11 protein-coding genes are annotated in these 12755 nt (G+C 67.6%); 4 read left to right on the top strand and 7 right to left on the bottom strand.

Going from position 1 to position 12755, the window contains the following annotated elements:
- Positions 1–77: 77 nt before the first annotated feature.
- Positions 78–1550 (bottom strand): replicative DNA helicase, encoded by a 1473-nt coding sequence (gene dnaB / locus KYY02_RS15840; RefSeq protein WP_371238596.1) that lies wholly within the window; start codon positions 1548–1550, stop codon positions 78–80.
- 460 nt (positions 1551–2010) lie between these two features.
- Here dnaB and KYY02_RS15845 point away from each other — a divergent pair, with 460 nt between their 5' ends.
- Complete coding sequence (locus tag KYY02_RS15845) at positions 2011–3348, top strand: MATE family efflux transporter (RefSeq protein WP_371238597.1); 1338 nt, start codon at positions 2011–2013, stop codon at positions 3346–3348.
- A gap of 82 nt (positions 3349–3430) precedes the next feature.
- On the opposite strand, the gene rplI is transcribed toward KYY02_RS15845, so the two are convergent.
- From rplI to rpsF, 4 genes are all read right to left on the bottom strand, one after another.
- Positions 3431–3877, bottom strand: a complete 447-nt coding sequence (gene rplI, locus KYY02_RS15850) for a 50S ribosomal protein L9 (RefSeq protein ID WP_030820148.1) — start codon at positions 3875–3877, stop codon at positions 3431–3433.
- An 18-nt stretch (positions 3878–3895) separates the two neighbouring features.
- On the bottom strand, positions 3896–4132 hold the full coding sequence (gene rpsR, locus KYY02_RS15855) for a 30S ribosomal protein S18 (RefSeq protein ID WP_003949403.1): 237 nt from the start codon (positions 4130–4132) through the stop codon (positions 3896–3898).
- A 42-nt stretch (positions 4133–4174) separates the two neighbouring features.
- Positions 4175–4768, bottom strand: coding sequence for a single-stranded DNA-binding protein (locus KYY02_RS15860; protein ID WP_371238598.1), 594 nt, complete (start codon positions 4766–4768; stop codon positions 4175–4177).
- Between the two features lie 76 nt (positions 4769–4844).
- Positions 4845–5135 (bottom strand): 30S ribosomal protein S6, encoded by a 291-nt coding sequence (rpsF, locus tag KYY02_RS15865; protein ID WP_004929252.1) that lies wholly within the window; start codon positions 5133–5135, stop codon positions 4845–4847.
- Between the two features lie 317 nt (positions 5136–5452).
- Between rpsF and KYY02_RS15870 the strand changes: the two genes are divergently transcribed.
- The 3 genes from KYY02_RS15870 (at position 5453) to KYY02_RS15880 (ending at position 8167) form a co-directional block, all read left to right on the top strand.
- The gene (locus KYY02_RS15870) at positions 5453–5767 is read left to right on the top strand and encodes a hypothetical protein (RefSeq protein ID WP_371238600.1); all 315 of its coding nucleotides are present in this window, start codon (positions 5453–5455) and stop codon (positions 5765–5767) included.
- Between the two features lie 163 nt (positions 5768–5930).
- Positions 5931–7052: a lipid II:glycine glycyltransferase FemX gene (locus tag KYY02_RS15875; protein ID WP_371238601.1), complete on the top strand. Its 1122-nt coding sequence runs from the start codon at positions 5931–5933 to the stop codon at positions 7050–7052.
- A gap of 83 nt (positions 7053–7135) precedes the next feature.
- Complete coding sequence (locus tag KYY02_RS15880) at positions 7136–8167, top strand: alanine racemase (protein ID WP_371238602.1); 1032 nt, start codon at positions 7136–7138, stop codon at positions 8165–8167.
- An 80-nt stretch (positions 8168–8247) separates the two neighbouring features.
- Here KYY02_RS15880 and KYY02_RS15885 read toward each other — a convergent pair whose 3' ends face one another.
- Both KYY02_RS15885 and KYY02_RS15890 read right to left on the bottom strand, forming a co-directional pair.
- On the bottom strand, positions 8248–9756 hold the full coding sequence (locus KYY02_RS15885) for a glycosyltransferase family 87 protein (protein ID WP_371238744.1): 1509 nt from the start codon (positions 9754–9756) through the stop codon (positions 8248–8250).
- Positions 9757–9862: 106 nt separating this feature from the next.
- A complete protein-coding gene (locus KYY02_RS15890; protein ID WP_371238603.1) occupies positions 9863–12493 on the bottom strand; it encodes a transglycosylase domain-containing protein in 2631 nt (876 codons plus the stop codon).
- Between the last annotated feature and the right edge of the window lie 262 nt (positions 12494–12755).

Consider the following 12755-nt stretch of genomic DNA (forward strand, 5'->3'; position numbering starts at 1 on the left):
TTCGTGTCCGATATGCCATCGCTTGGCCATCGCTCGTGAGATTTGGCCACGAAATCTGAGCCCCTACAAGGAACGGATCAGGTCTGTGCCATGTCAACGAAGCGTGAGTAGTGGCCCTGGAAGGCGACCGTGATCGTGGCCGTCGGACCGTTTCGGTGCTTCGCCACGATCAGGTCCGCCTCGCCCGCGCGTGGGGACTCCTTCTCGTAGGCGTCCTCGCGGTGCAGCAGGATGACCATGTCGGCGTCCTGCTCGATGGACCCGGACTCACGCAGGTCGGAGACCATCGGTTTCTTGTCCGTGCGCTGCTCGGGGCCACGGTTGAGCTGGGAGAGCGCGATGACCGGGATCTCCAGCTCCTTGGCGAGCAGCTTGAGGTTACGGGACATGTCCGAGACCTCCTGCTGACGGCTCTCGGCCCGTTTGGAACCGCCAGACTGCATCAGCTGCAGGTAGTCGATGACGACCAGTTTCAGGTCGTTGCGCTGCTTCAGACGACGGCACTTGGCGCGGATCTCCATCATCGACAGGTTCGGGGAGTCGTCGATGTAGAGCGGCGCTGCCGAGACGTCCGGCATCCGGCGGGCCAGGCGGGTCCAGTCCTCGTCGGTCATCGTGCCGGAGCGCATGTGGTGCAGGGCGACCCGGGCCTCGGCGGACAGCAGACGCATCGCGATCTCGTTGCGCCCCATCTCGAGCGAGAAGATGACGCTCGGCAGGTTGTTCTTGATAGAGGCCGCCCGCGCGAAGTCCAGGGCGAGCGTCGACTTGCCCATCGCGGGGCGCGCGGCGATGACGATCATCTGCCCCGGGTGCAGGCCGTTGGTGAGCGAGTCGAAGTCGGTGAACCCGGTGGGCACCCCGGTCATCTCGCCGCTGCGCGATCCGATCGCCTCGATCTCGTCGAGCGCGCCCTCCATGATGTCGCCGAGCGGCAGGTAGTCCTCGCTGGTGCGCTGCTCGGTGACCGCGTAGATCTCCGCCTGCGCGCGGTTGACGATCTCGTCCACGTCGTCGTCGGCCGCGTATCCCATCTGCGTGATGCGCGTGCCCGCCTCGACCAGGCGGCGCAGCACGGCGCGCTCGTGCACGATCTCCGCGTAGTAGGCCGCGTTGGCCGCCGTGGGGACCGTCTGGACGAGGGTGTGCAGATACGAGGCCCCGCCGACCTTGTTGATCTCACCGCGCTTGGTCAGCTCCGCGGCGATGGTGATGGGGTCGGCCGGCTCGCCCTTGGCGTAGACGTCGAGGATGGCCGTGTAGATGGTCTCGTGGGCCGGCTTGTAGAAGTCGTGCCCCTTGAGGATCTCGACGACGTCGGCGATGGCGTCCTTGGACAGCAGCATGCCGCCCAGCACGGACTGCTCCGCCTCGAGGTCCTGCGGCGGCACCCTCTCGAACGCGGAGCCTCCGCCGTCCCATACGTCGTTGTCCCGGCCGCGGTCATGCTGCTCGCCGCGGCCCCCGTCCGCACGGCGACGGGACGCAGGCAGACGATCACTGGGTCCGCTCTCGGCCCACGGGTCGTCCAAGGGCTCGGAAATGCTCACCGAGCCACCTCCTCCCGTCCGCCGGAACGGACCTCGCCGTGCCTCTCTGTTCTACGGCACGGCACTGACAAATAAGAGGCCCAACTCCAGTTGTCGCGTGCCGGATTTGTGGTGTTTCTGAAACCGGTGGACAGAGCGAGCGCCGGACCACCGTAGGCCTGTCGGCAGCGTCAGCCAATCTGGTTATCCACAGACCATGTGGACGACCGGCCCAATGCTGTGGAGAACTCCGCGAAACCTGTGCACGAGCCGGTGGACAGCCCTGTGAACAAGCCCGCACCTTTGGCGCCAGCAAGGCTTTGACCTGCAAGTTCATCGTCCACTGGCTGTGCAGAAGAAAAAGTTGCCCAGTCGGATCAAGATTGCTTCATACGGTGTACGCAAGCCCACACCCAGAGCCACCCAGTAAGGGTCTCAAAAGCTTTGCATCTCTTACCTGTGGATGATTAGATTGGTGCACATGACACAGGCCCCCGCGCGGCCCGGAGCCGCTCGACGGCGGCATGACCGCGAGATCGTCATGCTGGCAGTCCCCGCCTTCGGCTCCCTCGTCGCCGAGCCGCTCTTCGTCATGGCGGACAGCGCCATCATCGGCCATCTGGGCACGGCACAGCTCGCCGGTCTCGGCGTCGCCTCGGCCCTCCTGATGACCGCCGTAAGCGTCTTCGTCTTCCTGGCCTACGCCACCACGGCCGCCGTCGCCCGGCGCGTCGGAGCCGGCGACCTCCCGTCAGCCATCCGTCAGGGCATGGACGGCATCTGGCTGGCGCTGTTCCTCGGCGCCACCGTCATGGCCGTCGTCCTGCCCACCGCGCCCGTCCTCGTGGACCTCTTCGGCGCCTCCGACACAGCGGCCCCCTACGCGACCACCTACCTACGGATCTCCATACTCGGCATACCGGCCATGCTGGTCGTGCTCGCCGCGACCGGTGTCCTCCGCGGGCTGCAGAACACCAGGACACCGCTCTACGTCGCCATCGCCGGCTTCGTCGCCAACGGTGTACTCAACGCCGTGCTGGTCTACGGTGCCGACCTCGACATCGCGGGCTCCGCCTGGGGCACCGTCATCGCACAATGCGGCATGGCCGCGGTCTATCTCGTCGTGGTGCTGCGCGGGGCGCGCAGGCACGGGGCGTCACTGCACCCGGACGCCGCCGGCATCAGGGCCTCCGCCCAGGCGGGCGTCCCCCTGCTGGTCCGAACCCTCTCGCTCCGGGCGATCCTGATGATCGCGACAGCCGTCGCCGCCCGTCTCGGCGACTCCGACATCGCGGCCCACCAGATCATCCTTTCCCTGTGGAGCCTGCTCGCCTTCGCACTGGATGCCATCGCCATCGCCGGTCAAGCCATCATCGGGCGCTATCTGGGTGCCGGCGACGACCGGGGTGCTCGTGAGGCATGCCGCCGCATGGTCGAGTGGGGCATCGCGGTCGGTGCCGTCCTCGGCGTCCTGGTGATCCTCGCCCGGCCGGTGTTCCTCCCCCTGTTCACCAGTGACTCCACGGTCACGGACGCCGCCCTGCCTGCCCTGGTGCTGGTGGCGCTGTCCCAGCCGATCTGCGGCATCGTCTTCGTCCTGGACGGGGTCCTGATGGGCGCGGGCGACGGACCGTACCTGGCCTGGGCGATGCTGCTGACTCTCGCGGTGTTCGCTCCCGCCGCCTTGCTGGTTCCCGCAGTCGGGGGCGGGCTCACCGCACTGTGGGCCACGATGACCCTCATGATGATCGTGCGGATGCTGACCCTGTGGCTCCGTACCCGCTCCGGACGCTGGATCATCACAGGTGCCGCACGCTGACCGTTTCACGTGAAACACAGCGATGGGGGCCGCGCCCCGAAGGGTGCGGCCCCCATGCTCACTGCTTCAGCGAGCGCGGCACTCAGCCGGCGACGACCTCGATGTCGACCTTGGCGGCCACCTCGGGGTGCAGACGCACGGACGTCTCGTGAGCGCCCAGCGTCTTGATCGGCGAGCCCAGCTCGATGCGGCGCTTGTCGACCTCGGGACCACCGGCGGCCTTGATCGCCGAAGCGATGTCGGCCGGGGTGACGGAACCGAAGAGACGACCGGCGTCGCCGGAGCGGACGGCCAGACGGACCTTGACGCCCTCGAGCTGGGCCTTCACCTGGTTGGCCTGCTCGATGGTCTGGATCTCGTGGATCTTGCGAGCACGACGGATCTGCTCGACGTCCTTCTCGCCACCCTTGGTCCAGCGGATCGCGAGCTTCCGCGGAACCAGGTAGTTGCGAGCGTAACCGTCCTTGACGTCGACGACGTCGCCCGCGGCACCGAGGCCGGAGACCTCGTGGGTGAGGATGATCTTCATGATTTGGTCACCCTTCCCTTATCGCGCGGTGGAGGTGTAGGGCAGCAGCGCCATCTCACGGCTGTTCTTGACGGCCGTGGCGACGTCACGCTGGTGCTGCGTGCAGTTGCCGGTCACGCGGCGGGCACGGATCTTGCCGCGGTCGGAAATGAACTTCCGCAGCATGTTCGTGTCCTTGTAGTCCACGTACGTGACCTTGTCCTTGCAGAATGCGCAGACCTTCTTCTTAGGCTTGCGCACAGGCGGCTTCGCCATGGTGTTTCTCCTGTGTGATCAAGAAGTGTGGGTACGGCCCGCCTAGAAGGGGGGCTCGTCCGAGTAGCCACCGCCGCCGCTGCCGCCGCTGCCGCCGGAGCCACCGCCCCAGCCGCCGCCACCTTGCTGGCCACCGGCGGGAGCGCCGGTCGCCCACGGGTCGTCGGCAGGAGCGCCGCCGCCCTGCTGGCCGCCGCCGGAGCCACCGCCCCAGCCGCCGCCACCCTGGCCGCCCTGGCCACCGCCGCCGTAACCGCCCTGGCCACCGCGGCCGGTGGTCTTGGTGACCTTGGCCGTGGCGTTGCGCAGGCTGGCGCCGACTTCCTCGACGTCCAGTTCGTAGACCGTGCGCTTGACGCCCTCACGGTCCTCGTAGGACCGCTGCTTCAACCGGCCCTGCACGATGACGCGCATGCCTCGCTGGAGCGACTCGGCGACGTTCTCCGCCGCCTGACGCCAGACCGAGCAGGTCAGGAAAAGGCTCTCGCCGTCCTTCCACTCGTTCGTCTGACGGTCGAAGGTGCGGGGAGTCGACGCGACGCGGAACTTCGCGACGGCCGCACCGGACGGGGTGAAGCGCAGCTCGGGGTCGTCGACAAGATTGCCGACGACCGTGATGACGGTCTCGCCTGCCATGGGGAACCTCTCGGCGGGTTTGCTGCTGGCTGCTTGTGCTGCTACTCGAATCCCGGGAACAGCTGAGCGGAAGGGCTCAGTGGGTCTCGGGACGGAGGACCTTGGTCCGGAGGACCGACTCGTTCAGGTTCATCTGGCGGTCGAGCTCCTTGACGACCGCAGGCTCGGCCTGCAGGTCGATGACCGAGTAGATGCCCTCGGGCTTCTTCTTGATCTCGTACGAGAGACGACGACGGCCCCAGGTGTCGACCTTCTCGACCTTTCCGCCGCCGTCACGGACGACGGAGAGGAAGTTCTCGATCAGCGGGGAGACAGCGCGCTCCTCGGTGTCGGGGTCGAGGATGACCATCACCTCGTAGTGACGCATGTGGAACCCACCTCCTTTGGACTCAGCGGCCACGGTCGTTCCGTGGCAGGAGGGTCGTGATGCGTTGCCGCACCGATGCCTGTCAGTAAAACAGCCGCCACTGACAATCGAAGCCGGGCGGCGATCTCCCAGGCCGACCGGGAGGGACCGTGGCCCTTCCTCGACTCGCCTGGCTCTGTCCGGGCAGACACCGGTGCGGACGGTACAGAGTACCCGCACAGCGGCTTCCGGTTGAAATCCGGCCGTGAGGACAGTCACTCTGTACACATCGGGTGTGTACGGCGCTACGATCCGACGCCCTTCGCAGGAGGTGCCCCATGGCACAGGCATTGCGACCCAACACCGCCGGAGGCCTTTTCGCCACGGACGGCAAACCCCACCCGCTCCAGGACGCCCTGCTGGCGGTGACCCTGGTACTGGGCATCACGTCCTTTGTCACGGCGATGTTCCACCATCTGTACCTGCTCAGTTCCTGGACCGGCCTGGTGGGAGTCCTCACCGGCGCGTACGGCCAGTGGATCTCGGTGACGACCCGCGAGCGCTTCGGCCTCGTCCTGGGCCTCGGCGCCTCGGCGGTCGGGTTCTTCCTGGGTATGGCGCACGGGGGTCTCTTCGGCGGGCTCTTCGACTGACGTCGAGCACCCCCTTTCTCGAACATCGTCGAACGCCCCGGCCGGCGACGGGCCGGGGCGAAGGCCCGGTGCGCCCAACCGGGGCCCCGAGGCGCAGTAGGCTTCGCGCGAGAGCCGGAGCCCCTGAACCCATGGGGACACACCAGCCCGAGGAGCGCCCCGAATGAGCCTGACCCTGAGGACCATCAGTCGAGAGCAGCATCTGGCCTACATCCAGAGCCTGCCGTCGGCGAGTCACATGCAGGTCCCGGCCTGGGCTGACGTCAAGGCGGAATGGCGCTCGGAGAACCTCGGCTGGTTCGACGACCGGACCGGCGAGATGGTCGGCGCCGGGCTCGTCCTCTACCGGCAGCTGCCCAAGATCAAACGCTACCTCGCCTACCTGCCCGAGGGCCCGGTCATCAACTGGTTCGCACCGAATCTCCAGGAGTGGATCGAGCCGATGCTCGCCCACCTGAAGCAGCAGGGCGCGTTCTCGGTGAAGATGGGCCCGCCGGTGATCATCCGACGCTGGGAGGCCTCGACCATCAAGAGGGGCATCCAGGACCAGGACGTGAAGCGTCTGCGCGACTTGGAGGCCGATTTCATCGAGCCCCGCGCCTTCGAGGTCGCCGACAAGCTGCGTCGCATGGGCTGGCAGCAGGGCGAGGACGGCGGCGCCGGCTTCGGCGACGTCCAGCCCCGCTACGTCTACCAGGTGCCGCTGGCCAACCGCGCCCTGGAAGACGTCCACAGAAACTTCAACCAGCTGTGGCGCCGCAACATCAAGAAGGCGGAGAAGGCCGGCGTCGAGGTCGTCCAGGGCGGTTACAACGATCTGCCCGAGTGGCAGCGGCTGTACGAGATCACGGCTGTGCGCGACCACTTCCGGCCCCGCCCGCTGTCGTACTTCCAGCGCATGTGGACGGCCCTCAACACCGAGGACCCCAACCGCATGCGGCTGTACTTCGCCCGGCACAACGGCGTGAACCTGTCCGCGGCGACGATGCTGATCGTCGGCGGGCACGTCTGGTACTCCTACGGCGCCTCCGACAACATCGGCCGCGAGGTCCGGCCCTCGAACGCGATGCAGTGGCGGATGCTGCGCGACGCCTACGCGCTCGGCGCGACCGTCTACGACCTGCGCGGCATCTCCGACTCGCTGGACGAGACCGACCACCTCTTCGGTCTGATCCAGTTCAAGGTGGGCACCGGCGGCCAGGCCGCAGAGTACCTCGGCGAGTGGGACTTCCCGCTGAACAAGCTGCTCCACAAGGCGCTCGACATCTACATGTCGCGCCGCTGAACCCCGTTTCGCCGCTCCGGCGGCTCCCGTCGTTCCCCTCCCTCCGACACACCGCAGCCACGAGAAAGGTTCCAGGTCCGGCCATGGCGCTCACGCTCTACGTCGACACCGCGCGCTGGCGGGCGCATCACAAGCACGTACAGGAGCAGTTCCCCGGACTGGTCCCGGTCTGCAAGGGCAACGGCTACGGCTTCGGCCACGACCGGCTGGCCGAGGAGGCCACCCGGCTGGGCTCTGACGTCCTCGCGGTCGGCACGACGTACGAGGCCGCCCGGATCAAGGACTGGTTCGGCGGTGACCTGCTGGTGCTGACGCCGTACCGGCGTGGCGAGGAGCCGGTGCCGCTGCCCGACCGGGTCATCCGCTCGGTGTCCTCCGTCGACGGAGTCTACGGACTGGTGGGCGCCCGGGTGGTCATCGAGGTGATGTCCTCGATGAAGCGGCACGGCGTCAGCGAGCAGGACCTGCCTCAGCTGCACTCGGCGATAGAGAACGTCCGGCTGGAGGGCTTCGCCATTCACCTGCCGCTGGACCGCACGGACGGCTCGGACGCCGTCGAGGAGGTCATCGGCTGGATGGACCGTCTGCGGGCGGCCCGCCTCCCGCTGCACACGATGTTCGTGAGCCACCTCAAGGCCGACGAGCTCGCCCGGCTGCAGCAGCAGTTCCCGCAGACCCGCTTCCGCGCCCGGATCGGCACCCGGCTCTGGCTGGGGGACCACGAGGCCACCGAGTACCGGGGCGCGGTCCTGGACGTCACGCGCGTCGCCAAGGGGGACCGGTTCGGCTACCGGCAGCAGAAGGCCGCCTCCGACGGCTATCTGGTGGTCGTGGCGGGTGGCACGTCGCACGGAGTGGGTCTGGAGGCTCCCAAGGCCCTGCACGGCGTCATGCCGCGCGCCAAGGGCGTCGCCCGCGCCGGCCTCGCCACGGTCAACCGGAACCTTTCACCGTTCGTCTGGGGCGGTAAGCAGCGCTGGTTCGCCGAGCCGCCGCACATGCAGGTGTCGATCCTGTTCGTGCCCGCGGACGCGCCGGAACCGAAGGTGGGCGAGGAACTGGTGGCTCATCTCCGGCACACCACCACGCAGTTCGACCGGCTCCTCGACCGCTGACGGTGAGAAGGCCGTACACGGTTCTCCCGTGTACGGCCGTTTCGGTGCCCTGAGCAGACGCCGCCCTCCGAATTGTTCGCTCAGAGCGAACCCCCGGCGGCTTCCTTCCTGCCCCATTCGACCGGGGGTCCCTCGAAGTGGACCGCGTGTCGCACGGGGTGAGCCGCGGGACCGAGCACGAACACGTCCTCCGCCTCGTCCAGCACCCCGCCCGAGGGGTCGTCGTCACCGGACCGGCGCACCGGGTCCCGCTCGGGCATCAGGATGTCGCGCAGGATCATGGCACACAGGTAGAGCGTCCCCAGCAGATGCACCCCGATCGCCCAGTGGTAGCCGTCGGCGGGCAGTCCCTTGTGAGCGTCCCCGCTCGTCGTATAGGCGAGGTACATCCAGATGCCCAGGAAGTACGCCACCTCGCAGGCCTGCCAGACGAGGAAGTCCCGCCACTTCGGCCGGGCGAGGGCCGCCAGCGGCACCAGCCACAGGACGTACTGCGGCGAGTAGACCTTGTTGGTGAGGATGAACGCCGCGACGACCAGGAAGGCGAGCTGGGCGAAACGCGGTCGGCGGGGAGCCGTGAGCGTGAGCGCCGCGACACCCGCGCAGCACAGCAGCATCAACACCATGGCGAGCGTGTTGACCGTGTCGGTGCTCAGCGGGTCGTCCGAGTTCTGCGCCAGGATCAGCCAGAAGGACCCGAAGTCGACGCCCCTCTCCTGGCTGAACGTGTAGAACTTCGACCAGCCGTCGAAGGCGAAGAGCATCACGGGCCCGTTCACGACGAGCCAGGCGCCGGCCGCACCGCCGAGAGCCGTACCGTACTCCCGCCATCGTCCCGCGCGCCAGCACAGCACCAGCAGTGGTCCGAGCAGCAGCACGGGATAGAGCTTGGCGGCCGTGGCGAGCCCGAGGAGGACGCCGAAGGCGAGGGAACGCCCCCGCGACCACATCAGCATCGCGGCAGCCGTCAGAGCGACCGCCAGCAGGTCCCAGTTGATGGTCGCGGTCAACGCGAAGGCCGGTGCCAGCGCGACCAGCAGACCGTCCCAGGGTCGCCGCGCGTGCGTGCGGGTCACACAGACGACGATGACGGCCGCGCAGACCATGAGCATCCCGGCGTTGACCATCCAGTACCACTGTTCCTGGTCCTGGATGCTGCCGCTGCCGGGGGTGAGCCAGGCGGCGACCTCCATGAACAGGCCGGTCAGCACCGGGTACTCGAGGTACTCCATGTCCCCGGGGAGCCTGTCGAAGTACGGCACCAGCCCGTCGGCGAAGCCGCGCCCCTGGTAGAGGTGCGGGATGTCCGAGTAGCACGCATGCGTGTACTGGGAGCCGGCGCCGAAGAACCAGGCACCGTTGTAGCAGGGCGCCTTCTGCACCAGGCCGAGGGCGAAGATGCCGATCGCCACGAGCGCGATCACCCGCACCGGGGACCACCAGGAGGTCCCGGTCAGAGCGCGCCGCCCGAGCGGGCCGCCGATCAGCTCGCTGCCGGCTGCGGCGACCCGGTCCTCCTCGGTCGGCCGCACCGGCTCCGGCTCGTGGACGCTCGCTTGCATCGATTCTCCACTGGGCATGCCGCACATCCTGCCGTACACGACGGGGGATACGCCGCGGGCCGCCGCACCCGAAGGTGCGGCGGCCCGCGTTTCACGTGAAACACCCAAGCCGGGCGACAAGCCGACCAAAGGGTCAGTTTCCGAAGAGACCGCCGTCTTCGTTACCGGTGCCTCTGCTGTTTCCGGTGTCGCTGCTTGCCGTGGGATCCGGCGAGCTGGTCGCCCCTCCGTCCATACCGCCGTTGTCCGTGCCGGCGTTGTCCGTGCCGCCCGTTTCCTCCTCACCGTCGCCTTCACAGTTGAGGCCCAACGGTCCGCACGTGGGGGTGCTGGTCGGCGCCGACGGCGTGACCTCGGTCTGCGTGGACGGCGGAGGCGCCGACGGCGTCTCCTTCTCCTCTTCTTCCTCGGTCTCCGTGGCGGTCGGAGTGGGAGACGGCGCTCCGATCCCGTCCGCGATCTCACCGATCTCCTCGGCCTTGGGGAATCCGGGGTCGTCCTCGCCCTCCAACGCGGCCTTCATGTACTCGGTCCAGATCTGCGTGGGGACGTCACCACCGTGGATGGACTTCTCACCCGCCGTGCCGTTCATGGAGAGCAGTTTGTGGTCCTTGGGATCCTCGCGGAACATCGCGACCGAAGTCGCGAGCTGCTGGGTGTAGCCGACCCACCACGCGGACTTGTTCTCGTCGGTCGTACCCGTCTTGCCGGCTGCCGTACGCCCCAGCCCCTGCGCCTTGTAACCGGTACCGTTCGCGATCACGTTCTCGAGGACCTTGGTGACGTTGTGCGCCACGTTCTCCGGCATCGCCCGCTTGACGCGCGGCTTCTCGAAGTCGGGCAGCTCCGACCCCTTGTGCTTGACGGCGGTCACCGAATACGGGTCGGCCTGCTTGCCGGATGCCGCGAAGGTCGCGTAGGCGTCGGCCATGCGGATCGCGCTGGGGGTCGACGTACCGAGGGCGAACGACGCGTTGCGGGTGGCGAAACTGTCCTTCAGGATGCCGGACTTCTCGGCGACGTCCGCCACCGTCTCCATCCCCACGTCCATGCCGAGCTGTACGAAGGGAGTGTTGACTGACTGCTCCATCGCCTTGTGCAGGGTGATGTAACCCCATTTGTAGTCGGTTTCGTTCTTCTGGTAGAAAGGCGTGTTGTCCTTCTTGAGGACGAGGGAACCGTCGTTGTTCCTGATCTGCAGGCGGTCGTTGCCGTTGTACTTGCTGAGCGGCGAGATGCCTTCGCCGTTCGTCTTGTACGTACCGTGCTGCATCGCGGCGGCCAGCACGAACGGCTTCCATGTCGAACCGACGGGGACACCCGAGGTGTCCGCGTTGTTGTTGAAGTGGCCGTTCTCGAAGCCGGCACCGCCGTAGAGCGCGACGATCGCGCCGTCGTTGGGTTTCACCGACGCCGCGCCGAACTGGACGTGCTGGTCCTTCTCGTTCTTCTCCGGGTCGAGCTGCTCCTCCTCGACCTTCCTCACGGCCTTGGCCAGCGCATCGACCTTGTCCTTCTCGAAAGTCGTGTAGATCTGGTAGCCGCCCTGGTCGAACTGCGCCTCCGTGATGTCGGAGTTCTTCAGGACGTAGCGCTTCGCCGTGTCGACGAGGTAGCTGACCTGGCCGGTCATCCCCTTGACCGCCTTGCGGCCCTGGGGCTCGGGGTACTTCTTGATCGCCTCTTGGTACTTGGCGTCCGAGAGGTGCTCGTCCGCGTGCATCTGCTCGAGGATCCACCTCCAGCGCTTCTCGGAGCGCTCACGGTTGGCCTCGGCGGTGGCGGAGGAGTCGAGGTTCACGTTGCCCGCGGGATCGTAGTACGTCGGGCCCTTGAGCAGGGCGGCCAGGAAGGCGCACTCGCTGGGCGTGAGCTTGACCGCGTCCTTGCCGTAGTAGGTCTGGGCGGCGGCCTGGATGCCGTAGGCGCCACGGCCGTAGTACGAGGTGTTCAAGTAGCCCTGGAGGATCTCTTCCTTGGTGAGTTTGGTGCCCACCTTGATCGAGATGAACATCTCCTTGAACTTCCGGGAGATCGTCTGTTCCTGGCTCAGGTAGGTGTTCTTCACGAACTGCTGGGTGATCGTCGAGCCACCCTGGGTGTCACCGCCCGTCGCCATGTTGCCGAGCGCCCGGGCGATCCCCATGGGGTCGATGCCCGAGTCGTCGTAGAAGCTCTTGTTCTCGGCCGAGATCACCGCCCACTGCATGGCCTCGGGGATCCGGTCGAACGTGACGTTCTGCCGGTTCTGGCCGCTGCCGGTGGCGACCATCTGGGTTCCGTCCGCCCAGTAGTAGACGTTGTTCTCGGACCGCGCCGCGGCGTTCTCCTCGCTGGGCACGTTCACCATGGCGTACCCGAGCCCCGCCACGGCGACCATGCTGCCGAAGAACGCGAGGCACAGCCCGGACACGAACTTCCACGACGGCGTCCAGCGGCGCCAGCCGTCCTTGTCGTGGCGCGGATAGTCGATGATCCGCTTCTTTCCGGGCGGGGTCGCGCGCCCGCCGCCCCGGCCGGGGCCTGTGGCGCCGGCGCGGCGGCCCCCGCCTCTCTGTGCCGCGCGCCGCGCCTCGGCGCGGCTGCCGTACGTGCGTTCCCCACCCCCCGAGCCGCGTGAGCCCGACCCATAGGAATCGGACGGAGACCCGGTGGCGCCTCGCGGTGCCGCGCGGCGGCCGGAGGACGAGCCGGACTGGCCGCGTCGGGCCGCGGCACGTCCGCCTCCCTGCGGCTGCGGCGGTTTGCGACGGTGCTCGCTCATCGAACGACTACTCCTCGGGCAGGCGCACCCTTGCGCGCCTGGAAACGGCGGCTGGTTTCCGGTCCCCCCGAAGCACGGGTGCGGCGCTTCGCGCATTCACCCGTACCGCACCGGGGACCAAGACGTCCCCGGGCGTCACTCGGTTCCCGGTGGTCTGCATGGCGCACAGACTACGCACCGCCGAAACCCGCCGAGCACAGAAGTTCACCTCAAATCAGGCAACTTGCTTCTGATCAAGCATTGATGTGACCCCGTTCACTTT

Origin of the sequence: Streptomyces pimonensis (assembly GCF_041380215.1) — a bacterium.
GTDB lineage: Bacteria > Actinomycetota > Actinomycetes > Streptomycetales > Streptomycetaceae > Streptomyces > Streptomyces pimonensis.

Bases quoted from the DNA above. Each gene is read 5' to 3' on its own strand.
- KYY02_RS15845 (WP_371238597.1), top strand. From the start codon at position 2,011: ATGACACAGGCCCCCGCGCGGCCCGGAGCCGCTCGACGGCGGCATGAC.
- rplI (WP_030820148.1), bottom strand. From the start codon at position 3,877: ATGAAGATCATCCTCACCCACGAGGTCTCCGGCCTCGGTGCCGCGGGC.
- rpsR (WP_003949403.1), bottom strand. From the start codon at position 4,132: ATGGCGAAGCCGCCTGTGCGCAAGCCTAAGAAGAAGGTCTGCGCATTC.
- KYY02_RS15860 (WP_371238598.1), bottom strand. From the start codon at position 4,768: ATGGCAGGCGAGACCGTCATCACGGTCGTCGGCAATCTTGTCGACGAC.
- rpsF (WP_004929252.1), bottom strand. From the start codon at position 5,135: ATGCGTCACTACGAGGTGATGGTCATCCTCGACCCCGACACCGAGGAG.
- KYY02_RS15870 (WP_371238600.1), top strand. From the start codon at position 5,453: ATGGCACAGGCATTGCGACCCAACACCGCCGGAGGCCTTTTCGCCACG.
- KYY02_RS15875 (WP_371238601.1), top strand. From the start codon at position 5,931: ATGAGCCTGACCCTGAGGACCATCAGTCGAGAGCAGCATCTGGCCTAC.
- KYY02_RS15880 (WP_371238602.1), top strand. From the start codon at position 7,136: ATGGCGCTCACGCTCTACGTCGACACCGCGCGCTGGCGGGCGCATCAC.
- KYY02_RS15885 (WP_371238744.1), bottom strand. From the start codon at position 9,756: ATGTGCGGCATGCCCAGTGGAGAATCGATGCAAGCGAGCGTCCACGAG.
- KYY02_RS15890 (WP_371238603.1), bottom strand. From the start codon at position 12,493: ATGAGCGAGCACCGTCGCAAACCGCCGCAGCCGCAGGGAGGCGGACGT.